17 protein-coding genes are annotated in these 23,729 nt (G+C 53.4%); 8 read left to right on the top strand and 9 right to left on the bottom strand.

Features of this window, described 5'->3' with window-relative positions; translation table 11 throughout:
* Position 1: 1 nt before the first annotated feature.
* Both BM258_RS01305 and BM258_RS01300 read left to right on the top strand, forming a co-directional pair.
* On the top strand, positions 2 to 1,459 hold the full coding sequence (locus BM258_RS01305) for a UbiA family prenyltransferase (protein ID WP_090068056.1): 1,458 nt from the start codon (positions 2 to 4) through the stop codon (positions 1,457 to 1,459).
* The gene (locus BM258_RS01300; protein WP_175527863.1) at positions 1,456 to 1,869 is read left to right on the top strand and encodes a GtrA family protein; all 414 of its coding nucleotides are present in this window, start codon (positions 1,456 to 1,458) and stop codon (positions 1,867 to 1,869) included. Before BM258_RS01305 ends, BM258_RS01300 begins: the two co-directional genes overlap by 4 nt.
* A 111-nt stretch (positions 1,870 to 1,980) precedes the next feature.
* On the opposite strand, the gene BM258_RS01295 is transcribed toward BM258_RS01300, so the two are convergent.
* A complete protein-coding gene (locus BM258_RS01295) occupies positions 1,981 to 3,780 on the bottom strand; it encodes an IlvD/Edd family dehydratase (RefSeq protein WP_090068052.1) in 1,800 nt (599 codons plus the stop codon).
* Between the two features lie 700 nt (positions 3,781 to 4,480).
* Here BM258_RS01295 and BM258_RS01290 point away from each other — a divergent pair.
* Positions 4,481 to 6,355, top strand: coding sequence for a methyl-accepting chemotaxis protein (locus tag BM258_RS01290; protein ID WP_210186617.1), 1,875 nt, complete (start codon positions 4,481 to 4,483; stop codon positions 6,353 to 6,355).
* Positions 6,356 to 6,444: 89 nt separating this feature from the next.
* On the opposite strand, the gene BM258_RS01285 is transcribed toward BM258_RS01290, so the two are convergent.
* From BM258_RS01285 to BM258_RS24385, 8 genes are all read right to left on the bottom strand, one after another.
* Positions 6,445 to 8,832, bottom strand: coding sequence for a PD40 domain-containing protein (locus BM258_RS01285; protein ID WP_090068048.1), 2,388 nt, complete (start codon positions 8,830 to 8,832; stop codon positions 6,445 to 6,447).
* 372 nt (positions 8,833 to 9,204) lie between these two features.
* Positions 9,205 to 10,119, bottom strand: coding sequence for a ribokinase (locus BM258_RS01280; RefSeq protein ID WP_090068915.1), 915 nt, complete (start codon positions 10,117 to 10,119; stop codon positions 9,205 to 9,207).
* Between the two features lie 203 nt (positions 10,120 to 10,322).
* Positions 10,323 to 11,300: a Bug family tripartite tricarboxylate transporter substrate binding protein gene (locus BM258_RS01275; protein ID WP_090068047.1), complete on the bottom strand. Its 978-nt coding sequence runs from the start codon at positions 11,298 to 11,300 to the stop codon at positions 10,323 to 10,325.
* 57 nt (positions 11,301 to 11,357) lie between these two features.
* Positions 11,358 to 12,875, bottom strand: coding sequence for a tripartite tricarboxylate transporter permease (locus BM258_RS01270; RefSeq protein ID WP_090068044.1), 1,518 nt, complete (start codon positions 12,873 to 12,875; stop codon positions 11,358 to 11,360).
* On the bottom strand, positions 12,869 to 13,354 hold the full coding sequence (locus BM258_RS01265; RefSeq protein WP_090068042.1) for a tripartite tricarboxylate transporter TctB family protein: 486 nt from the start codon (positions 13,352 to 13,354) through the stop codon (positions 12,869 to 12,871). Before BM258_RS01265 ends, BM258_RS01270 begins: the two co-directional genes overlap by 7 nt.
* Before the next feature lie 14 nt (positions 13,355 to 13,368).
* Positions 13,369 to 14,337, bottom strand: coding sequence for a Bug family tripartite tricarboxylate transporter substrate binding protein (locus BM258_RS01260; RefSeq protein ID WP_210186616.1), 969 nt, complete (start codon positions 14,335 to 14,337; stop codon positions 13,369 to 13,371).
* Positions 14,338 to 14,436: 99 nt separating this feature from the next.
* Positions 14,437 to 15,231, bottom strand: coding sequence for an IclR family transcriptional regulator (locus BM258_RS01255; protein WP_090068040.1), 795 nt, complete (start codon positions 15,229 to 15,231; stop codon positions 14,437 to 14,439).
* Positions 15,232 to 15,821: 590 nt separating this feature from the next.
* Positions 15,822 to 15,989 (bottom strand): hypothetical protein, encoded by a 168-nt coding sequence (locus tag BM258_RS24385; protein ID WP_175527861.1) that lies wholly within the window; start codon positions 15,987 to 15,989, stop codon positions 15,822 to 15,824.
* Between the two features lie 310 nt (positions 15,990 to 16,299).
* Between BM258_RS24385 and BM258_RS01250 the strand changes: the two genes are divergently transcribed.
* The 5 genes from BM258_RS01250 to BM258_RS01230 all read left to right on the top strand — a co-directional run bounded on the left by BM258_RS01250 (position 16,300) and on the right by BM258_RS01230 (position 23,482).
* Positions 16,300 to 17,196 (top strand): dihydrodipicolinate synthase family protein, encoded by an 897-nt coding sequence (locus BM258_RS01250; protein ID WP_090068038.1) that lies wholly within the window; start codon positions 16,300 to 16,302, stop codon positions 17,194 to 17,196.
* 223 nt (positions 17,197 to 17,419) lie between these two features.
* Entirely contained in the window at positions 17,420 to 18,430 is a 1,011-nt protein-coding gene (locus BM258_RS01245) for a TRAP transporter substrate-binding protein (RefSeq protein WP_090068036.1), read from the top strand.
* Between the two features lie 231 nt (positions 18,431 to 18,661).
* Positions 18,662 to 19,156 carry a TRAP transporter small permease gene (locus BM258_RS01240; protein WP_090068033.1) on the top strand — a complete coding sequence of 165 codons (495 nt, stop codon included), beginning with the start codon at positions 18,662 to 18,664 and terminating at the stop codon, positions 19,154 to 19,156.
* A 12-nt stretch (positions 19,157 to 19,168) separates the two neighbouring features.
* Positions 19,169 to 20,452, top strand: coding sequence for a TRAP transporter large permease (locus BM258_RS01235; RefSeq protein WP_090068031.1), 1,284 nt, complete (start codon positions 19,169 to 19,171; stop codon positions 20,450 to 20,452).
* A 63-nt stretch (positions 20,453 to 20,515) separates the two neighbouring features.
* Complete coding sequence (locus tag BM258_RS01230; RefSeq protein WP_090068029.1) at positions 20,516 to 23,482, top strand: FAD-binding and (Fe-S)-binding domain-containing protein; 2,967 nt, start codon at positions 20,516 to 20,518, stop codon at positions 23,480 to 23,482.
* The last annotated feature ends 247 nt before the right edge of the window (positions 23,483 to 23,729 follow it).

Raw genomic sequence — 23,729 nt, 5'->3', positions numbered from 1 at the left:
GATGAAGGACAAGATGCCGAGTGAGCAGACCAAATTGGCGCTTCCTCTCGTTCTGGATCTGGACGGCACCGTTGTGCGCAGCGACATGCTTCTGGAAGCCATGCTGGTCTTTCTCAAGAAGCGTCCATGGGATATTTTTCTGATCATCTGGTGGATGCTCAAGGGGCGTGCGCTCTTGAAGCATAAACTGGCAAACGAAACGGATATCGACATCCAGTCCCTGCCGCTCAATCAGGCCCTGCTTTCCTATGTGGCCGAGCAGGGCGAAAGAGGGCGTCCCATCTATGTGGCAACAGCGGCCAATGTGAGTGTTGCCAAACAAGTTGCCGCCCGCCTGCCCAACATACGCGAGGTCATCGCCAGTGATGACCAGACCAATCTCAAAGGTCCTCAAAAGGCGCGTGTCCTGCAAGAGCGCTTCCCTCAAGGCTTTGCCTATGCCGGCGATGCAATGGCCGATCTTTCCGTATGGAAGGGCGCAAAGGCCGCTGTTGTTGTGGAAGCGCCAAGGCAAGTGGTATCAGCCGCCCAGAAGCACACGACAATCGAAAAGATCTTGCCGCGCCATTCCCTATGGAAGCCCTTCATCAAGGCGATCAGGCCCCATCAATGGGCCAAAAACGGGCTGGTTTTCGTTCCGCTGTTTCTTGCGGGCAAACTTGGAGACGCGCAGGCGATCATGGCAGCATTTGTTGCTTTCTGGGGCATCAATCTTGTTGCGTCGGCCACGTATCTCGTCAATGACCTGCTCGATTTGTCAGACGACCGGCGACACTGGTCCAAAAATAAGCGGCCGCTCGCCAGTGGTGATCTGCCCATAAGGATCGGTATCCTGTCTGTACCTGTAATTTTACTTCTCGGTCTCGCCTTGTCACTGCTGGCGGGCAAGAGCGCCCTGCTCATTGTTATCACCTACATCGCGGCCACGCTGGCCTATTCCTTTGGCTTAAAGCGCTATCCCATCATTGATGGCTTCACGTTGGCGAGCCTTTTTACCCTGCGACTGGGGCTGGGGATTGCTGCTGCGGGAACCATTGCCTCACCGTGGCTTCTGGTCTTTTCCATGTTTCTGTTTGGCTCGCTCAGCTTCGCCAAGCGCCATACGGAAGTATCCGGCGTTCTCTTGCGCGGAGGAGACGAAGTGCGCGGACGGGGCTACCAGACCCTTGACCTGCCGCTTATTCTTGCGAATGGAGTTGCCACAGGCATCTGCGCCGTACTTATTCTGGTGCTCTATATTATTGACGATGCCTTCACACAGACCTTTTATGGCGACATCACATGGCTATGGGGGTTTCCGATCTTCCTGTTTCTGTTCATTTCGCGCATCTGGCTAATGTGTCAGAGGGGACTGATGAAGGATGACCCCGTTGCCTTTGCCATAAGAGACCGGATGAGTCTGGCCCTTGGAGGCGGAATGGTCACCTGCTTCGCGGCAGCATGGATAGGAATCACATGATGGTCGTTGCAAAATTGACGCTGGATATGCGGGTACGGTTTCTTGTGGCCGGAGGCAGTGCTGCCCTTCTCAACTGGGGCATACGCTTTTTATTCAGCCTGTATCTTCCCTATCTATTAGCGGTCTGTCTGGCGCTCGTGGTGGGCATGATCTACGGGTTTATCATCTATCGTTACTGGGCATTCGTTTCGCCGCGCAGCCGCTCTGTGTTTCTTGAAATTCGCGATTTCATTCTGGTCAATATCGCAGGCGGACTGGTTACGATCATTGTCGCCTATGCGCTTAACTGGGTGTTGGGCGGACTACCGCTTCCCACAATTGTGATCGAGGGCTTTGCCCACGCCACAGGCATTGCAGCTGGTGCGGTCGTCAATTATCTGGGGCACAAGAATATCACATTCGATGTCTAGGAGACGCAGGCACACGGACACTTTTCTTGCTTCCCAGTGTCCGTGTTTCCATGCTTAAGCCCAACCACCACCATGCTTCATGCAATAGGGGGTATTGGCCTTGTCGCGTATCTAGTGGCTGTGGCGCGGAACTGTCGTGTTGCCAACGTCAAGATAGCTATCGGCGCCCTCAATAATCATCCCTTCTGCAAACGGGCGAACGGACTTGCGGAACATCTCCTGCCATGGCGTCTGGCTTTGCGGATTGTTCGGACCACCGCTTGCCAACAAGGCATCCCGTCTCTTAGCAATCTCTTCCTCAGACAGCAGGAGTGTCACACGTCTGGCATCAAGATCAATGCGCAGGCGATCCCCGTCTCTGATGATGGCGAGATTTCCCCCTGCCGCCGCCTCGGGAGACGCATTGAGGATAGAGGCAGCACCGGATGTGCCCGACTGTCGCCCATCGCCGATGCAGGGCATGTCATGGACACCCTGCTTGATCAGGTAGGATGGCGGGCGCATATTGACCACTTCCGCCCCGCCAGGAAAACCAATGGGCCCTGCTCCGCGCATCACCAGCAGGCTTTCGGGTGTAATAGCAAGTGATGGATCATCGATTCTTTTGTGAAAGTCTTCCGGTCCATCAAAGACGAAGACCGGGCCTTCAAAAGCATTCGGGTCTTCGGGATTGCTCAAATAACGAGAGCGGAACTCCTCGCTGATACCGGATGTCTTCATGATGGCATCGTCAAAAAGATTGCCGCCCAGTGACACAAACCCTGCCTTGGCAGTCAGGGGATCGCTCAGCGGGTGAATGACATCACGGTCTTCGATCTGGCAATCGCGATAGAGTGCCGCGAAAGACTCGCCAGAGGCCGTCATCACATCAGGATGGGGGATGAGGCCAGAACGCAGCAATTCCCCGATGACGGCAGGCAGCCCCCCTGCCCGATAAAAATCCTCACTGAGATAGGGCCCCGCCGGTTGAATATTGGCCAACAGCGGAACCTCATACCCTATGGCGTCCCAATCCTTATTCGTCAATTCCACGCCGAGATGGCGCGCTACGGCATTCATGTGGATCGGCGCATTGGTCGAGCCCCCCAGTGCCGAGCAAACGACAATCGCGTTTTCGAAAGCCTCTCGGGTCATGATGTCCGATGGCTTCAGATCTTCATGCACCATACCGACGATGCGTTCCCCCACCTTGTAGGAAATCCGCGCGCGCTCACTATAGGGAGCGGGAATGGAAGCTGAGCCGGGCAGCTGCATTCCGAGCACCTCAGCTAGGGAGTTCATAGTAGAGGCAGTGCCCATGGTGTTGCAATAACCAACCGAGGGCGATGAAGAGGCTGCCATTTTGAGAAATTCCTTGGCGTCGATTTCCCCTGCTGCAAATTGCTGACGCGCTTGCCAGATGATCGAGCCCGAGCCAGAGCGCTTGCCCTTGTACCAGCCATTGAGCATGGGGCCCACAGAGAGAGCCAGCGCGGGAATATTGACCGTTGCGGCTGCCATCAACAGAGCGGGCGTCGTCTTGTCGCAACCAATATTGAGCACCACGCCATCAATCGGGTAACCATGCAAGGCTTCGACCAGCCCAAGATAGGCAAGGTTTCTATCCAGCATGGCTGTGGGCCGTTTGCCGGTTTCTTGTATGGGGTGTACCGGGATCTCCATAGCAATCCCACCAGCGGAGCGAATGCCCTCTCGCACGCGCTTGGTCAGCTCCAGATGGTGTCGATTGCAGGGCGACAGGTCTGATCCGGTCTGGGCAATGCCAATGATCGGTTTGCCCGATTGCAACTCGTCCAGCGTCAAACCGTAATTTGGATAATGCTCCAGATAGATAGCCGTCATTTCGGGATTTGACAGATCATTGAACCAGAGTTCGGAGCGGAGCGGGCGTCGCTTTTTGGGATCGGACATGGAGGGTTCCTGACGGTTTTTCTAACCTCCCTCATGCAATGACCTGCAAATCATCTTTAAATGGCTGAAGGGGGAGAGCTTTTATTGGAAGGCTATAGATTTTTCCCATAGGCATAAGGGCTGACAGGAAGAATTTCAATGAAAATGCTCTCATTGTTGGCTCTGTCGTGCCCGCTCCATCGCCTCGCCGAAACTGCCCTCACCTTTCACCCTTGATGCCGACAGCGTCGCCCGCATCAGGCAACGAACATGACAAAAAGGGCATATTCTCCGTAAACTGACAATATTGTTTTACTCAATACAAAACAATACCCTAGATAAAACAACACAAATTCCACAACCAACACTCATTTCAACCCTGAATTTACATGAATCATATTGTACATCCATGAAATTAAATCCTTTGTTAACCATGATAATCAACTTTTAACTTAAGGAGACGTCGGTATTTCTGGATAGCGACAAGATATTACATCCCAAACAGGATATAGCGATCATGAGTGAGTATCAGCAACGAAACTCGCAAAACTTAGATAGTAAGACTGATTCAACTGGTGCGAGAGATATTTTATCTCGATTCAAGATCGGGCAACGGATCTATGGTGGTTTTCTTGTCCAGATTGCCTTGATAGTCACCCTGTCGATTATGGGGATCCTGGCATTCAGAGATCAGATTGTTCAGTTTGATGCCTATGGAGACATGGCCAAGGACACCAAACTTATAGATAGCCTGAGCGCAGAGGTCGTAAAGACTCAGCTAGCACAACGGAACTATTTCCGAACATCTGCAGATGACGAAAAGGCCGCTTTTCTTAAGCAATATAAAGATGTCAGCGCACTGATGGAACAGGCGCAATCTACCATTGAGCATCCGGAAAGAGCCCGCCATCTTGACCAGATCGCGAAGGCGCTCAAAGACTATAAATCCGGATTTGACGAGGTTGCCAATCTCATCGACCGCCGCAATATACTGGTCTACAAGGAACTTGGCGCGAAAGGGCTCGCAATGCAGGAAAACCTGACCAGCATTCGTTCAGGCGCCTTCTCTGCGGGTGACTATGAGTCGGCGAGTTTTGCCGGAATTGCGCAGGAGCATCTGCTGCTTGCACGTCTTTATGTGATGAAATTCCTTGATGACAACAGCGATGAAGCCGCACAGCGCACGACAAGCGAGTTGCAGGCTCTCAACAAGGCTTTGTCCGAGTTGCACGCTTCTCTCCTAAATCCTCAAAGGCAGGCTCTTCAAGAGAAAACCGCCACTCTTGCAAAGGATTATCAGGCAGCGACCAAGGAGCTGACCAATGTGATCCTTGAGCGCAATACCATTCTGGATGGCAAACTGAATACAAGCACAGACACCATATTCAGCGCAGCTGAGGCGACATCAGTTTCCGCAGATCGAGATGAAACAACGATGCGTGAACAGGTTTACGCCAGCCTCTCCAGTGCTGAGAGCGGCCTGATCACGATTGCTGTCATAGCCTTGGTGATAGCCCTGGCTGGCGCCTTCATCATCGCACGTGGCATTACCTCACCTGTCAATGCACTGACACGGTCCATGCAGCGTCTCGCAGACGGCAATGTGGATACCGGCATCCCCGGCCAGAGCAGAAAAGACGAGTTGGGCGACATGGCCCATACAGTCGAGATATTCAAGCAGAATATCGTAAAGGCCAGAACACTGGAAGCCGAGCAGCAGGAGAACAAGCGAAAGGCCGAAGAAGAGAAACGCCAGATCATGATGCAGATGGCGGATGAGTTCGAGCGTCAAGTCGGCTCCATCGTTCAGGCAGTTTCTTCCAACTCGGTTGAACTCAATGCCAGCGCCAAATCCATGACCAGCGTGAGTGAACTGACCTTGCAGCAGGCCACGCAGGCAGCCTCGGCATCTCAGCAGACGACAGCCAGCGTTCAGACGATCGCAACAGCCACCGAAGAAATGACCAGCACCATCGCCGAAATTGCTCATCAGGTGGCCACGGCCTCCCGCTCAGCAAACGACGCGGTCAACAAGGTCAGCTCGACCAACGAACAGATGGCTGTGCTTTCTGAAACCGCGAGCAACATCGGCAAAGTGGTTGAAATGATCTCCACGATTGCGGAACAGACCAATCTGCTTGCCCTCAATGCAACCATCGAGTCGGCTCGGGCCGGTGAAGCTGGCAAAGGGTTCGCGGTTGTGGCCGGAGAGGTGAAAGCCTTGGCAGGGCAAACCGCCAAGGCGACCGATGAAATCGCCAAGCAGATTGCAGAGGTTCAATCGGCCACCGAACAGTCGTCCGCTTCCATGGAAGAAGTCAGCCACGTCATCCAGCATCTCAACGAGATTTCGACGGCTATTGCTGCGGCGATGGAAGAGCAGAATGTCGCTATCAGCGAGGTTTCCAGCAACATCCATCAGGCAGCGAAGGGCACGGAGCTGGTCAACGAGAATATCGACTCCGTCAACAAAGCCTCGCAGGAAGCTGGAAGCGCTTCCAGTCAAGTGCTCGCTTCGTCTGGCGAGTTGGCCGAGCAGTCCGAGATGCTCAAGGCCGAGGTGGACAAATTCATTGATCAGGTCCGGGCGGCCTGATCCCCCTCCCCTATGCACATGCAAACGAAAACAGGGCATCCCAGCGGTGCCCTGTTTTGATAATTATGACTGTCTGCAATGCGCATCCCCTAGAGGATGAAATCTCCAAAGGAGAGATGGGTCACGTCACGCAATTCCACTTCGAAATCCGCAACAGCATCTCCATCCGTATCAGCATAGAGCGTGGCGTCGCCATTGTTTGTTTCATACCAGATTGAATTTGCTTCAGCCTGCATGCCAGCGAAATTAAATGACCGATTGCCATCCAGATTTTCATTGGCATCTATCTGAGCCAGATCGATCACATCCTCGCCGCTATCGAAGAGGAAGATGACGTCGTGATCTGGTCCGGAGGGACTGTCTTCGGCAGTTATGAAAACAAAGGTATCCTTGCCGCTGTCATTTCCGGCAAACATCACGTCGCTTCCCAAACCACCGACGATGCGATCAGCACCGACACCAGCGTAGAGTTTGTCATCGCCGAAATTACCACGCAAGGTATCGTGACCATTATCGCCATGTATAATGTCGTCGCCATCGCCCCCTAACAGGGTGTCATCGCCATTGCCTCCACGGGCGAAATCATTGCCATTTCCCCCCACCAAAGTGTCGTCACCATTGCCACCAAACAGCTTATCCCAGCCAACGTCTCCGTTGAGATAGTCATTTCCATTGTGCCCATAAAGACGATCATTTCCATAGCCACCCAAAAGGGAGTCATTACCAGCGAAGCCCAGCAGCGTGTCATGCCCATAAAGGCCATTCAGCATATTCTGCGCCATTGTGCCTTTGATGACATTGTTCTGCATATTGCCCACGCCCATGAACGCGAGGCCTGTGAGGGTTAGATTTTCAACATGTTGGCTGTTGTCTCTCAATATGTAGCTCGCAGAGCTGATGATGAGATCCGTGCCCTGACCAACATATTCAAAGACCTTGTCCTGAGTGTCATTGACGACATAGGTGTCGTTCCCCAAATTACCATGCATCTTGTCTTCGCCAAGGCCGCCATCAAGATAGTCGTTTCCCTGGCGGCCAAAGAGCTCATCTGACCCCGTTCCACCTAGCAAATAGTCAGCGCCCCTCTCACCAACGAGCGTGTCATTGCCACTGTCCCCTTGAATATAGTCGTCGCCAGCACCGCCATGTATCTGATCATTGCCATTCTTGCCGATCATGTAATTGCTCTTGTCATCCCCCCAAAGGGAATCCGCCCTGAATGTGCCCTCATGCTGCAACGTCTTGAGAATTTGGGACATCGGCACGCGCACAATGCTCTCCACCGTATCCTTGTCTTTGGGGACCAGATTCGCCGAGTTGGTCACAAGATAGGCATAGTTTCCGTCAGCAGAATAGCTGATGCCCGTTATGCCTTTGTTGGGATGAACGGGGCCTGTAAAGTCAAGCGTTTCAAACTCTCCCGAGCCAAGGCGGGTATAGACGACGTCGGGACGCATATTGACATCATCGGCAAGGAGATTGTTTGAAGAGGTCGTGAACTCGACGATATGCGTTCCCGGAATGAAACGCGCAAACAGATCATCGCCATTGGATTCCACTCCATCTGATCGCTCAGACACGCGGATCGTATCGCCGGTAAGCATGTCATAGGCGAAAACATCAATGTCGTTGTTCCTGTCATTGGCGACCAGATTGCTGGCAGCGCTCTCAAACAGCAGATACCGCCCATCTGAGGAAAAACCGCCCACAGATACGGAAGCGCCATTCGCAGCGCCGCCATTCAGGGCCTTGCTGACCAGCGTCACATCACCGGTATTGAGGTCTTTGATATAGACATCGGATGAGAAATTGGTGTCGGTCGGGCTTAGATTGTTGGCATTGCTCCAAAAGGCGACTTTGGTGCCATCGGGCGAGAAAATGGGATTGTAGGACGATCCGTTGGCCTCGGTCCCGTCTGCGGCAACAGAAATACGCTCGACATCGCCAGTTGCGAGTTCTTCAACGAAAATATCCGTGACACGATTGGTGTCGTTGGCAACAGTAGTGCTGTTGGCACTGGCATAGGCAATATGACTGCCGTCATTGGAATATCCAAACTGGCTCAAATGCCATTTCACATCCTGAGAGAAGGGATAGTCCACGGTGCTGATGTCTTTTGCAATCACTCGCGTTGTGCCGAGATTGACATCGCGGATATAGAGATTGAAGCCCTCACCAAAGCCATTCGTGGTGAAGGCAACCTCCGTTGGGTTGTCAGGGTTCTGAAGCGCACTGCCGGGCCAGGCACTGTAGTCTGCTATTGCCCCGTTTGAACTGACATCAACATTGAAAGTGCGGCCGGTTGCGGTATCGCGCAAAAAGATATTCTGCCCGACTCCATCCTGAGGCGTCAGATTTGTCGAGTCACTTGCAAAGACCACATAGCGACCATTGCCTGCTGCGGAATATGCAAAGGCGGGGCCGTTGGCATTTACCCCGGACGTCGACATGGAAATAAGCTTTGGCAAGGCAGGCATAGCAGCTCCCGAAATTGCTCATCAGAAATCAAAAAGCAACTATAGGTATGGAAGAGAAATCTTATAAAATCATTATGATATATACCTATCAGGTGATATCGGAAGACCTATGGTCACGCATCCTCATCAAGCCATTGAAATCAAACTCGTTTTCATCCCCCCATGCAGCAAGTATTTTTGGACAGCAAACAGAGTGGCGCATGACGCCTGCCTTCTGCCACCATGTGTGTGTAAGAATGATGTTTAGGCATCTGATATACAGCTTCTGTCGAACTTCAGATGCCCGGATACCTGTATACCCAAATGCAACGCCCTCGCCTACGCTTTGCAACAGGAACGAAGGCGCAATTATATCTCCCAATTGCTTCTTGGCTATCCGGCGACCAGCGCCTCAACTTCCGCTCGCGAAGGCACGGCTTCGCCTGCACCGCGCCGCGTAGTGGCCAAGGCCCCTGCCGCTGCAGCAAATTTGAGTGCATCCAGAAGGCTCTTGCCCTCAGCCAGAGCAGCGGCGAGCCCTCCGTTGAAGCTATCACCAGCAGCGACCGTATCAATGGCCTTAACATAATAAGGGTCTATGTGGCCCGACCCCTCCTCTCTTGAAGCATAGGCCAGCCCTTTGGCACCTAGCTTGACCACAGCAAGCTTAGGTCCCATCGCGAGCAACCTTTTAGCCAGAGTTTCTGCTTCCAGAAAGTTACCTGGCATGGTTCCGGTTATCGCGGCAGTTTCGGTCTCGTTCGGGGTGATGATATCCGCTTGTGCAATTAAAGCGTCCATATGACCTTCCGAGATGGGGGCAGGATCTAGGATGACGGTTGCCCCTGCGGCTTTGGCCTTACGCATTGCCGCGATGGTCGCATCAAGAGGCGTTTCCAGCTGGAAGAGCGCCACCTTGGCCCCCTTGAACACATCCGCATCAGGCCCTTCATCTGGCCAGACCATATTGGCTCCACCAACCACCGTTATCGAATTCTGCGAACTTTCATCGACATGGATCAGCGCGATACCACTCTCCGCTCCATTGATGGTGACGAGATGGCTCGTGTCCACCGTCATGGCCTCTAAATCAGCGCGCAGTTTGTCGGCAAAACTGTCCTCCCCAACAGCGGCGACAAATTTCACCGGACAGGTGGCCAATCGGGTGGCGGCCACCGCCTGATTGGCGCCTTTGCCGCCAAGTCCGGTCTGGAAGCTGCCCGCATGACTCGTCTCGCCAGCCACCGGCAAATGCTGAACAGAAACAGTCATATCAAGATTGACAGACCCGAATATAGTGATCGACATGTGGCTCTCCTTCGGCCTGCTCTCAGCGCTTTTGCGCATGCCCTCATGGCAGCTCGCTCTTCCGAGCTGCTCCGGCAAATACGGACTTTTGTGGAATGGGTAAAAATCCGGCAGGCAATCAACATGCAAGGGAATGCCGATTGCCTGCCTTCAGTCCAAGAGCTGACTGCCCCAGTCAGCTCCAGGGAGGATTTACAGAATGATCACTCGCTACCAACGCCCAGCGCGGTCATCACTTCTTTTGTTTGGGCTTCATGCCCCTTGATGAAGGCTGCGAATCCGGCGGAATCCATATATTGTGTGCCGAAACCGCGATCTTTCATGCCAGTCTGGAAACGCTCGGACTCATAGGCGACCTTCAATTGCGCCTCGATTTCCTTGACCAATGCCGGGTCCATGCCTGCAGGACCGGCAACACCACGCCATGTGCCACCGGTCACATCCTTGCCGGTGATTTCCTTGGCGGTCGGTACATCAGGATAGCGCTCTAACCGATCGCTGGACAGAACAGCAACAGTCTTGACCATGCCAGCATCTGTCAGGGCATCGGTTTCAGGAATGGAGCAGAGCACCACATCCATGCCGCCAGAGGCAAGTTCTTGCAAACCGGCAGCCGAGCCGGAAGCAGGGATCAGGTTGATTTTAGCTACATCGATGCCTTCAGCCATCATCAGCGAAATAAAGGGAATATCCCAGCTGGCGCTGCATGTACCACCGCAAGAGATCCGCAAGGAAGCAGGATCTTTCTTCAGCGCGGCAACAATATCATCAAGCGATTTCAAGTCGGAACTGACACCGACATGGATCGCAGACGGGTCGACATTGACCAGAGACAGCGGTGTGAAGCTGTCAGCGGTGAAATCGGCCTGCCCGAGAATTTTGAACTGTGCAAAGGGCGATAGCTGCCCCATTGTGTAGCCATCAGGCTTGGCGGTGCTGTAGGTCGTGTAGCCGACAATGCCGCCACCCTGTGCCTGATTGATCACATTGACCGGCTGCGAAGTCTGGCTTTCCAGTTCACGGGACAACAGTCGAAATGTAAAGTCGCTGCCACCGCCGGCACCGGCGACAACAATCATGCTGACCGGTTGGTCTGGCCATGCAAGGGCTGGCCCTGCCAAAAGCGTAGCCATGGCACTGGTGCAAAGAATTGTGCGGATAATTCTGCGGGACCTGTTCATGATATTCTCCTCCACTCAACAGGAATATTCTTTAAGAAAGTACCCTGTCGGCACCACTCATGAAGCGGTGTCGGCAAGTGAGCTGTCGTTCTTCGCGTCGCGAGACGCGAAGAGTTTGAGACCGATGATCAGGGCCCACACCAGAATGGTGACGGCACCGATCGTTCCTCCAATCGGTCGGTTGAAGAAAGTTAAGAGATCACCTTGGGATTTTAGCATTGTGGTCATGAAGGTCTGCTCGAGGAGCGGGCCAAGAATGAGCCCCAGAATGGCCGGAGCCAGAGGCACTTCATTCTCTTCCATCACATAGCCAAGCAAACCGAACAGCGCGACGAGGCCAACGGCAAAAAGCGTATTCTCGACCGAAAATGCCCCCAGAATGCAGAAGAGCAGAATGACCGGAGAAATGATGCTCGTTGGCAAGCGCAAGATCAGACCAAAGCCGCGGATGCAGGCAATGCCAAGCGGTAGCATCAGAAGATTTGCCAGAAAGAAGATCGCAAAAATTGCATAGATGACCTGAGGCTGGTTGAGAAACAGCGTCGGCCCCGGGTTGACCCCTTTGATGAACATGACGCTGATGACAATTGCGGTAATCGCATCACCGGGAATGCCGAATACGGTTGCCGGAATGTAGGCGCCGCCCAAGCTGGCATTGTTGGCCGCACTGGCTGACATGATGCGCTCCACCGCCCCTTCTTCGGTATCGCTATTGCCACGCTTGGACGATTTTTTCGCCAGAGCGTAGGAAATCCAAGCGGCGATGTCGGATCCGGCTCCGGGCAAGGAACCGACGACCGTGCCGAGCAGGCTGCCCCGAAGCAATCCGATCTTATGCGGCCACATCAGCTTGACCACTGTTTTGACAATTGAGGCAGGTTTTGCCTTCTCCGACATCTGTCGATCCTGTCCGTAACTGTTGCGCAGTAATTCCGAAACAGCGAACAGTCCGATCAGCACGGGAATGAGCCCGAGCCCGCCAACCAAATTGGTCGAGCCGAAGGTAAATCGAGGCATGCCGGAAATCGGATCAAGCCCCATGGTCGCAAGGAACAGGCCGAACAGCAAAGAGGCAAGCCCCTTGAGCAAGGACGGACCGGCCACGAAGGTGGCACAGCTCAACCCCAAAACCCCGAGCCAGAAATATTCAACGCTGGAGAAGGACAGCGCAATGCGGGCCAGCCAAGGGGCGCAGAGCGTCAGGATGGTTGCGCTGGCTACACCACCGAAGGCGGATGCAAACAGCCCGGCCCCTAGTGCCGTCGCCGATTTGCCCTGCCGGGTCAGCTTGAAGGCATCATCTGTATAGGCCGCCGAGGCAGGCGTGCCCGGCATGCGTAGCAGTGCGCCCGGAATATCACCGGCGAAAATCGCCATGGCAGATGCCGTGATGATGGAAGCAATCGCAGGGAGCGGAGCCATAAAGATAATGAAGGGGACAAGCAAGGCCGTTGCCATCAGAGCTGTCAGCCCGGGAATGGAGCCAATCGCAAGCCCATATGCAGCAGATGCGACGATCACCAAAAGCAGATAGGGATCGGCTAGCTGCGCGAGAATTGTGCCAGCGTCTACCATATGAACAATCCTGAAATTGGAGTGAGCACCCCCCAGGAAAGGGGTACATGCAGGATGGAGGCAAACAGGATGTTGACCACCAGCGCGGTTATCAGCGCTACGGCGAAAGCCAATTTCCATCGCACCCCATTGGCTATCTGGATCATTGCGAGCAGAATTGTCGCTGTGGCGAGAAAGCCCAGAGGCGTAACGGCCAGCCAATAGAAGAGAATTGCGATCGGAATGATCCAGAAACGAAAGACGAGTTGGCGGTTCTCCAGCCAGCGCGGCCGGTAAAATAAGGGCTTGTCTCGCCCGGTCACATACCCTTGGACGATGAGCCCGCCACCAACCAACACAAGACCGATGCCGATAAGCAGGGGAAAGAATCCCGGCCCGTAATTCAAATGGCGAGGCGGCACCAGACTCTGGGAGTAGAGCGCAATCGCCCCTCCCAGAATGGCCACGACCAAGCCGACGATACTATCATGAGCTTTCATGGAATTTTCTCTTGTTACTTGCTGTAACCGAGGGCAGCCATCACACGCGCGGTGTCCTCTTCATGGCTCTTCATCAAGACGGCGAGATCTTCGGTGGGCATCCATTTGACGCCGAAATTGGCCGTCTTCATTGCATTCTTGAAGCTATCGGACTGCACGGCCTTTTGGGCGGCGTCTTCCCACGCCTTGATAATGTCATCAGAAACACCCGCAGGCCCGCCAAGCGCGCGCCATGTGCCGCCATCCACCGGATGACCCATGACTTCACCGGCAAGAGGCACATCTTCAAAGCCGGGCACCGGTTCCGGGCTCAAGACCCCCAAAGGACGCACAAGACCGGCAGAGATGAGCCCTGAGGCTTCAGGCAAGGAGACTGTTTGGAAATCGACACCACCGGAGGCCAGCTCTTGCAATCCTGTGGCTGCGCCCTGTCCCGGAATCCAGGTGATCTTTTCAACTTCGATGCCGTAATCCATCATCATGCCGGCAACGGGTACATCCCAGACGCTTCCGCAGCCGCCACTGCAATGGATCTTGTATTTCGAAGGCTCGGCCTTGATTGCGTCCAATGCGCCAGCCAACGTCTCGAAAGGCGAGGACGCAGATGTAACGAGTGAGGAAGAGTCCCCATTAAAATTGGCAATTGGTGAAAAATCCGCTCCGGCGAAATCAGCCTGACCAGTATATTTGTAGCCAGCATAGGGAAACAGCAAACCGACGGTATAGCCATCCGGCTCGGCATTGACCATGCTTGTCAAGCCGACGACGCCACCGCCCTGCCCCTGATTGATGATGCTGACCGTCCACCCCATTTCCTGCTCGATGCTGCGAGCCAGAATGCGTGTGGTGGTATCGCCACCGCCGCCAGCGGCAGCGGGAACGATGATTGTAACGGGCCTTGTTGGAAAATCAGCAGCCCAGCCAGCGGACACCATAAACGGCGCTACAGTGAGCGCCAAAAGATAGTTGCGTGAGCAAATCATCGAAAACCTCCCATTCCTCGACACAAATAGGAATAAACGATGACCGATACTTTTTCAATCCCACATTTCGGAATTAAACCAATTGACCAGTTTTAGAGATCACAAATTCGGGTTCCAACCCAGACTTTTCGAAATTTCATCTGCTGCATTGGCAACAGCAGAGGCCAAACCGAGCACACGAGGCATCGGCATGCGCTCAGTTGTGCCTGAAACACTGATGGAAGCGAAGACTTGTCCACGCGAATCCCGAATTGGAGCACCAACACAGCGAATGCCCAATTCGTTTTCCTCATCGTCGATTGCGTAGCCGTTTGTACGCACTGTCTCCAGCTCTTCCTTGAGCGCAGAAAGGTCGGTAATGGTTTTTTCGGTGCGGGCTTCGAGCCCTTCCTCTTTGGCGATTCTATTGACGAGCTTGTCGTCCTGATAGGCCAGAAAGGCTTTACCAACACTGGTGCAATAGGTCGGGGCCCCCTCGATTGTCGTCAGGGTCGTCAATCTGTTCTCACCCATTTCCTCGCGCTCGATACAGACCATATGGCTGCCGTCAAAGATATGCAGATGCACAGCTTCGCCTGTCAGCTGATGCAACGAAAGGATATGCGGCCGCGAATTGCCGGTTAAATCCAGGTTGGCGATGACCACGCTGCCGAAATAAAACATTTTCAAACCAAGACGATAGGTCTGTCTTCGCCCGTCCTGATCAAGCATGCCAACATCTCTTAAAGACGCGACGATGCGGTGCACCGTGGTACGCGGGAGCCCGGTTGTTTCCACGATTTCACTGATACTCAATTGCCCCCTGGCACGGGTAAAGCAATTGAGGACCGTCATCATTTTTGTAAACAGCTTTGCGCCCGCTTCGTTTCCGCCGGCATCATTTTTTTTGACCATTGTTCTTTCCAAGCTTTTTTAAGAGGCGCCAGACTGAGAAGTCCTATCGTCATGCAACAGAAGCTCTCGCCCTCATTTGAACAGGTTTAATTCTTGTTTCGAGGCAAAATTGCAAGTCAATTTACCGTCGTTCGCGCGTTTCCTTCATGCGTACGCAGCCCGGCCTGCGCTTCAAATTCCAAAACCCTTATTTAAGGGGGATATATTTCAGAAATAATCCACAATACGGAACATAGCAACTCAGACTGTTGGAGAATCTCCACCATTGACCATCAAATAAATAATATAAATAGTAATTTTTACCGATTACAACCCATTATTCTACTATTCACAATTAAGCAAGAATCGCTAAAAAGCAGCAATTCCCTTAGCTTTTCTGCCGATTGCAGAATCTCACATCGGCAACCCATACTCGACTGAATTGGCCTGAAAGGTTACCCACCGGAATAGTGCACCCTTTGAATGGGTTTCGAAGTGCAAATTCAGCAATTGGTATTACGGTATATTCCAAATTACGGAATATTCCTCACCAAGATGTACGAGCCATAGTGACTGATGATCAATTTATTCGCCGCTCGAAAAAATCCCAATCATGCCCAGCCTGCCAGCAGCGCCGAACCAATGACGCAGCAATTGATGGTCTTGTTGACACTTACAGCAGAGACGAAACCCGATAACCACATTTCTATCTTTTTGTAATTATTATATTTTTCTATTTTTTTCTGCAGCAAGACATTTGCTATGCCTGCCTTGAGCATCCCCTTTTCACTCGTTCTGCAGAAGCGCCAAGACACCTCATTTCAAGCTCAAGAAAGCACGGTTTCTCTCAAGCCTTCACTTCATTTGGGGCGATAGCCATAAATGGACATTGAAAAGATACAATTTGCCTAACTTCCAATTGTGGATAATAATTGCGGAAAATATAGCATCTTTCTTCCACATTATGGGATTGAATATATTTTTGTTGACTTAAATTCCATTTTGAATAAACCTAACAATCAATCTCATACTCCCACCGTCAACCGGGAGTGCCCGAGGTGACATCCTGAACAACCAAGGAATTTAGACATGAAACACGCTTCAGGCCTTATGCCAGCATGTATGACGATCTGGAACGACGATCAGACCTACAGCAAACCCAAAATGGAAAAATATCTGCGCTGGTTGATCGATCAGGGCGCGCAGAATCTTTCCATCTGCGGCAGCACCGGCGAAAATATCGCCATGAACCCGACCGAACAGAAAGAAATTCTCGAGCATGTTCTCGGCTTCATTGATGGTGAAGTGCCTATTTATTGCGGCACAGGCTTCTATTCGACCATTAACACCATCGACATGAGCAAGTTTGCTCAGGACAAGGGCGCCGATGGCCTGATGGTTATCCTGCCTTACTATCTCAACCCGCATAAGAAAGCGGTGATGAGCCACTTCCGCGAGCTGCGCCAGAATGTCGATATTCCCATCATGGTATATAATAACCCATGGTTCGCCGGATATGAACTGACCCCGCTCGAAGTAAAAACACTTTTGGATGAAGGTGTGATCAACGCCATCAAGGCAGCTCATGGCGACGCAAACCGCGTGCATGAATTGCGCTTCCACTGTGGTGACAAGCTCGATATCTTCTACGGCCACGACTATGCCGCCATGGAAGGCATGCTGGCAGGTGCTAATGGCTGGCTCAGCGGCTTCCCTGCTGTTCTGCCAAAAGCATGCCGCACCCTGATGGACATCTGCATCGTCGAGAAAGACGTCGACAAAGCCCGAGCCCAGCAGGCCAAGATGCAGCCATATATCGATTACTTCTTCTATGACAAGGAAGCGGGCGTGCCCCATTGGCAGGAAGTGTGCAAATACACCCTCGCCGCTCAAGGTCTTGATGTTGGTCTGCCACGCCATCCGCTTGGCGAACTGGACGATGCCAACAAGAAGAAAATCGACAAGCTCCTCGCAGACCTGCTCTAGGTCCTGCTCCTTGCCCGGTGGCCTCATGCCATGAGCCACCGGGCTGTTCAGCACCCCTCCGAACAGGCTGTCTTCCGGATTTGTGAATGGCAGCCGTTTGGGGGGAATTTACGCAATTCGGTCAATCCGTGTGCCTGCTTTGGGAGGAATAGGAAGCTGGAGTTGGATTGAAGACGGTGTAGAGGGCACCGTGCCGAATACCCAGCATAAAGTGGAGGAAAACATGAATTTTCTAGCAAAGACGGCTCACGCCCTGCTGTTTGCTGCCGCCATGACACTTGCCGGCGGGCAAGCTCAGGCAGCAAGCAAGACCATCAAGGTCAGCACAGGCATATCCGAGCAACATTACCAGTATAAAGCGCTGACTGAATTCAAAAAGTATGTTGAAGACAAATCCGGCGGCGATATCGAGGTCCAGATCTTCCCGAACGCCATGCTCGGCGGTGACCTTGAAGTGCTCGAAGCCATAAAGCTGGGCACGGTTCACATGGTGGTCCCAACCCCATCGGTACTGGGCAACTATGTAAAAGAATTCCGCCTGCCAGATCTACCCTATATTTTCCCGAGCAAGGAAGTCTCCGCCAAGGTTGCGCGCGGCCCATGGGCACGCAAGCTGATGGATATGCTTGACCCGGTTGGCATTCATGGCCTGGCTATCGGCAACTTCGGCGTCCGCCATCTGACCAATCGCGTGCGTCCGATTGAATCCCTTTCAGATCTTAAGGGCATGAAAATCCGCGTGATGCAAAATCCGGTCATTCTGGATGTCTTCCGCGCCCTTGGCACCAACCCGACACCGATGAGCTTTGGCGAAGTCTTCTCCGCTCTGCAGACCGGCACCATTGACGGGCAGGAAAACCCATATGCCACGATCCTTCTCTCCCGCTTCTATGAAGTGCAGAAATATCTCTCCAACAGTGGCCACATGCATTCCTGGGATGTGCTGGTTATCGGCAAGCGCTTCTATGACAATATGAGCGCAGATCAGCAGAAGATCATCGACGAAGGCGCCAAAATCTTCGCCGAATATGAACATGAAGCATCGGCCAAGGCTGAAAAAGAAGCCCTGCAGGCTCTGATCGACACCGGAATCACCTACACGGAAATTTCCAAGGAAAATCTCGCAGAAATGCGCGAAACCGCGCTGCCCGTTATCGAGCAACACGGCAAGGATATTTCCGCAAGCATGTATGACGAATTGATTGCCGAAATCGAGAATGTCTCCGCGGAGTAGCTCCTGAGGAGAAAGCTCCTCTCTCGCAATGGTCTGATCCACCACCACCGGGAGAGGAGCCCTTTGCCTTTCGCAAATCGAGGCCAACTGGTGCCACTTTTGCTCGAACCGCATCCGATGGCCTCACCCCCGCACGAAAGGCAGCACGGCTCTCGGTTGCCGCTACCCCTTCCGAGCATAAGGAGAGGGTAATATGCAAGCTAATGTCTGCCCTGGAGGAGGTGGCAGGTCATGTTGCGCAAACTGCTTCAATATTCAGAAAAATTCGAAGAGGTGATGAGCGTCATTCTGTTCTCGCTCCTTGTCATCCTCTGTTTCATGCAGGTCGCCTTTCGGTTCGTCATCAATTTCTCCCTGTCCTGGACAGAAGAACTGGCAAACTATGATTTCATCCTGCTTGTCTATATCTCCTGCAGCCTCTGCATTCAGAAAGGAGCACATGTGAGAGTGGAGATCATCGATATCTTTGTTGTCGGTCGCCCGAAATACTGGCTGGACCAGCTACTCGACCTTGTCTGGACGGTCTTCATTTTCTCGGTCGGATGGCATGCGATTGCTATCGCTGAAGACGCGCTGATGATCGGCAAAACCACCCCCGCCCTCGACTGGCCCTATGGCTGGGTCTATGCGGTGATCCCTTTCACATTCGCCCTTATGACTGTTCGCCTCATCGAGCGGATGGTATCTCGCCATCAGCTCTGGGTGGCCAAAGAAGAGCATCTTTAAAGGAGGCCTGAGATGAGCGGCACAATCGTCATGTTCGTGGCATTCTTCCTGCTTCTGTTTCTGGGAATGCCCATCGCCATATCCATCGGCATTTCAACGGCAATAGCCCTGATGATGACCGATATTCCCTTTAGTTTTCTTTCTCACATCGCGTTCTCTGCGCTGGACAGTTTCGTCTTTCTGGCCATTCCGCTGTTTATCATGGCGGGCTATGTGATGGAGGTGGGCGGCCTTTCCCAGAGGATCGTCGATTTCGCCTCCAGCCTTGTCGGCAGGATAACGGGCGGCTTGTCGGTAGTCACGGTTTTGGCCTGCATGTTCTTTGCGTCTATTTCCGGCTCCTCGCCTGCTACGGTGGCGGCAATTGGCGCAATGATGATCCCCTCGATGATCCGTCGTGGCTATGGCGCCGAGTTTTCTGGCGGTCTCACAGCCTGCGCGGGGTCATTGGGCATCATGATCCCACCGTCCATTCCGATGATCATTTACGCCATCAGCGCCGATCTCTCCATCGGTCAGATGTTCGTGGCAGGCATCGTTCCCGGGTTCCTCATTGGCGCGGGGCTGATCCTGGTAGCCGTTTTCATCTCATGGAAACGTGGCTACCACGGGTCAGACCAATCCTTCTCATGGTGCCGTGTCGCCAAAACGGCATGGGCGGGCAAATGGGCCTTGCTGACACCCTTTGTTGTGCTGGGCGGCATCTATTCAGGCGTCTTCACGCCAACCGAGGCCGCCTGCATCACGGTGATCTATGCCCTGGTCGTTAGTCTCTTCATCTATAAGGACATGAAATTCAGCGATCTGTATGAGATCACCTCTCGTTCGGCCATGACGACGGGCTCCGTGATGATCATTCTGGGTTTTGCCATGGCTTTCGCCCGCTATCTGACCATTGCGCAGATTCCCAATCAGGTCGCAGAATTGATCTTGCAGATCACCGACAACGGCACCATCATTCTCCTGTTCTTCGTGGTCATGATCACCGTTACCGGCATGTTCATGGATACGACGGCACAGATCCTGATCTACACGCCGCTGTTGCTGCCAGTGCTCGTCAAGCTGGGCATCAACCCTTATCACTTCGGTATCATTCTGGTGGTTGGCACCGAGCTTGGTCTGATTACGCCACCGGTCGGGGTCAATGTCTTTATTGCCAAATCGATCAGCGGAACAAGGCTCATTGATCTGGCGCGATCCATTCTACCTTTCGTCGCGAGTATGCTGGTCATCCAGATCCTGCTTGTCTTCCTGCCGCAAATCATCCTCTTCCTGCCGAACCTTCTCTACCCGTAACGGTCTCTTCCGGCTCTTCTGGGCCGGAGCCTCCCCTTCCGGATGACTTGATGGAGAAGAATGATGACATTGCAGATACCTGACCCTGAATATTTCAAGGCTCTCCCTTCGCTCCTTGACAGGCTGGCCCACAGCATCAAGGGCACCGTGCGCAGTGATGAAGCCAGCCGCACCATCTTTGCCAGCGATGCCTCGGCCTATCAGGAGATGCCCCTTGGCGTCGTAACCCCCGAAGACAAAGAAGACCTCATCACCATCGTTCGTTTTTGTCAGGAGCATAAGGTGCCCCTGATCCCGCGCGGGGCAGGAACGTCTCTGGCCGGTCAGGTGGTGGGCAGCGGTCTGGTGCTGGATATGCGCCGCTTCAACCGCATTCTTGACTTCAACAAAGAAGCAAAATGGGTCACGGTTGAGCCAAGCGTCATTCGCAACAGTCTCAATGACTGGCTCGCCCCTCATGGTCTGCTCTTCGGGCCAGAAACCAGCACCGCAAACCGCGCCGTTATCGGCGGCATGATCGGGAATAATTCCTGCGGCATGCATTCCATCGTCTGGGGTTCAACAAGAGATCATCTGCTCGCCTGTCGCGCCATTCTGGCAGATGGCAGTGAAGCCTCTTTCCAAGCCCTCGCACCGGAAGAATTCCACGCCAAGCGCGCAGAACAGACACTGGAGGGCTCGCTCTATGAGATGCTCTATCAGGAACTAAAGAGCGAGCAGACCCGCTCAGACCTTGAAAAAGGCTATCCCAAGGCGTCCATTCGTCGTCGCAACAATGGCTATGCGCTCGATCTGCTTGCCCGTTCGAATATCTTTACTGACGGTGGGCCAGACTTCAACATGTGCAAACTGATCGCAGGATCAGAAGGCACCCTTTGCGTTCTGACCGAGGCAACACTCAATCTGGTCGAGCCACTGCCACCGGTCATCGGCGTGGTTGCCATGCATTTCGAGGATTCTATTGAATCCCTGAAGGCGACGCTTGTGGCCCTCAAATACAAGCCCACGAGCTGCGAGCTGATTGGCGCCTTCCATGTACAGCAGGCCATGGAGAACAACAAGATCAACAAATTCAACACTATCGCCCGGTGTAGCCAGTGGATTATCGGAGCACCGGAATCCATCATCGTCGTGGAACTCGCCGATGACAGCCGCGAAGCGGTAGAACGAAGGGCCGCCGCGCTCACCGCAGAATTGGCAGAGAAAAAGATGGGCTATGCCTGGCCGCTCTTCTTTGGCGAAGATGTCGAAAAGATCTGGCAGTTGCGGCGCGATCTTGGCGGCATCAACAGCTCGAAAGCGGGCGATATCAAGCCGTTTGAAGCTATAGAAGATTGCGCGGTGGATGTGGAGGATCAGCCTGCCTATGTAACCGAGCTTGAACGCATTCTGCATCGCGAAGGGGTTCAGTTCACCCACTCGGCCCATGCCGGGGACGGTGAGTTGCACACCATTCTGTTTGTCAATCACAAGACCCAAGAGGGCATTGCTTCCGTGCGCTCCGTATTGGAGCAGGTAGCCAAGCTCGTCAAACGCTTCCGCGGCTCCCTCTCCGGGGAGCATGGAGATGGACGCCTCAGGGCCGAATTCCTGCCAGAGCTTTTGGGGGACGCCAATTACCAGCTTTGCAAGCGGGTGAAATCCACCTTCGATGCATCTCACATTTTCAACCCGAACAAGATCGTCGACGCGCCACCGATGGATGTGTCCCTGCGCTATATCCCCGGCGAGGAAACGCCAGATCTGCCAACCTATTTCAATTGGGACAAGGATCAAGGTCTGATGCGCGCCGTGGAGCGTTGCTCAGGCATCGGGGAATGCAAAAAAGTGACCTCCGGCCTCATGTGCCCAAGCTATATGGGCACAAGGGAGGAGAAAGACTCCACCCGTGCCCGTGCCAATATCCTGCGCGGTTTCCTCTCGCGCACCGACAAAGCCAACCGCTATGATCACAAGGAGATCAAGGATATTCTCGATCTCTGCCTCTCCTGCAAGGGCTGCAAGAGCGAGTGTCCGGCAGGCGTCGATATGGCGCGCATGAAGGCGGAATTCCTGCAGCATTACTACGATTTGCACGGCAGCGGTTTGCGCCCCTGGCTGGTTGCTCATTTTACGACCCTGATGGGGTTGGCCCTGCCCTTTGCGCCGCTTTACAATCTCTTTATGGGCAACCGGGTTCTCTCGGCTCCGGTCAAACTGGCGGCCGGCTTTGCGCTCGACCGCAGCATGCCCGCACTCTGTCGATTGAGCTTTGAAAAGCAATATAATCGGGAGATGCCGACCACGGCCAAAGCCATGCGTAAGGTTCATCTGTTTTGTGATGAGTTTACCAATGTGAATGACGCTCATATTGGCATGGCGACCGTCCACCTCCTTACGCGCCTCGGCTACGAGGTTGTCCTCCTCCGCAACAAGGAAAGTGGCCGGTCGTCTCTTTCTCAAGGATTCGTCAAGCGGGCCAAGCTCTTTGCCGACAGCAATGTGGCAGCCTTTGGCGATATCGTTTCCGAAGACGCACCGATGATCGCCGTAGAGCCCTCCACCATCGCTTGTTTCAAGGATGAATATCCTGACCTTGTTGCCCCGGATCTACGCGTCAAAGCCAAGGCGCTTTCCAAAAACAGCCTGATGTTCGAGGAATTCATCGCCCGAGAGATGGATGCAGGCCATATAGGTCCCGAACACTTCACCCAAGAGGCCAAAGAGGTGCGAGTACATGTGCATTGTCATCAAAAATCAATCTCTTCAAGCGACCTGGTCGTCAAGGTTCTATCTTTGCCCGAGAATTATCATGTAAGCGAGATTCCGAGCAGCTGCTGCGGCATGGCAGGCGCCTTTGGTTATGAGAAAGAGCATCATGCCCTTTCCATGACCATCGCCGAGCAGATCCTTCTTCCCGCCGTTCGCGAGGCCGATGAGAGCGTCATCATCGCTGCTTCGGGAACCAGTTGCCGGCATCAGATAAAAGACGGAGCCAAACGGGAGGCGCTTCACAGCGCGGAGATTCTTTTGCAAGCCCTGAAGATCTGATAAGGCCTGAAAACAAAATGACGCATGGCCGAGAATTTAGCCTTGGGTGGAGTGGCAAGGCATGTGGGCGGGAGGCTTTTCTTTCAACAGAAGAAGGCCCCTCGCCTGCAATTCTTATCAAGCTACATGCCCGCTCGTAGATAATCCTTTCACCGATTGCACCCTGAATTGAACACAAAGAGCGAGCGCAACCCACCCCATGCAACTCAAATCATTATGAAAAATTGGAATATGTACTGATAATAGT

This window comes from Cohaesibacter marisflavi (genome assembly GCF_900115225.1).
Taxonomy (GTDB): domain Bacteria; phylum Pseudomonadota; class Alphaproteobacteria; order Rhizobiales; family Cohaesibacteraceae; genus Cohaesibacter; species Cohaesibacter marisflavi.
The sequence above is the reverse complement of the archived record's forward strand: the minus strand, read 5'-3'. Positions and strand labels throughout refer to the sequence as shown.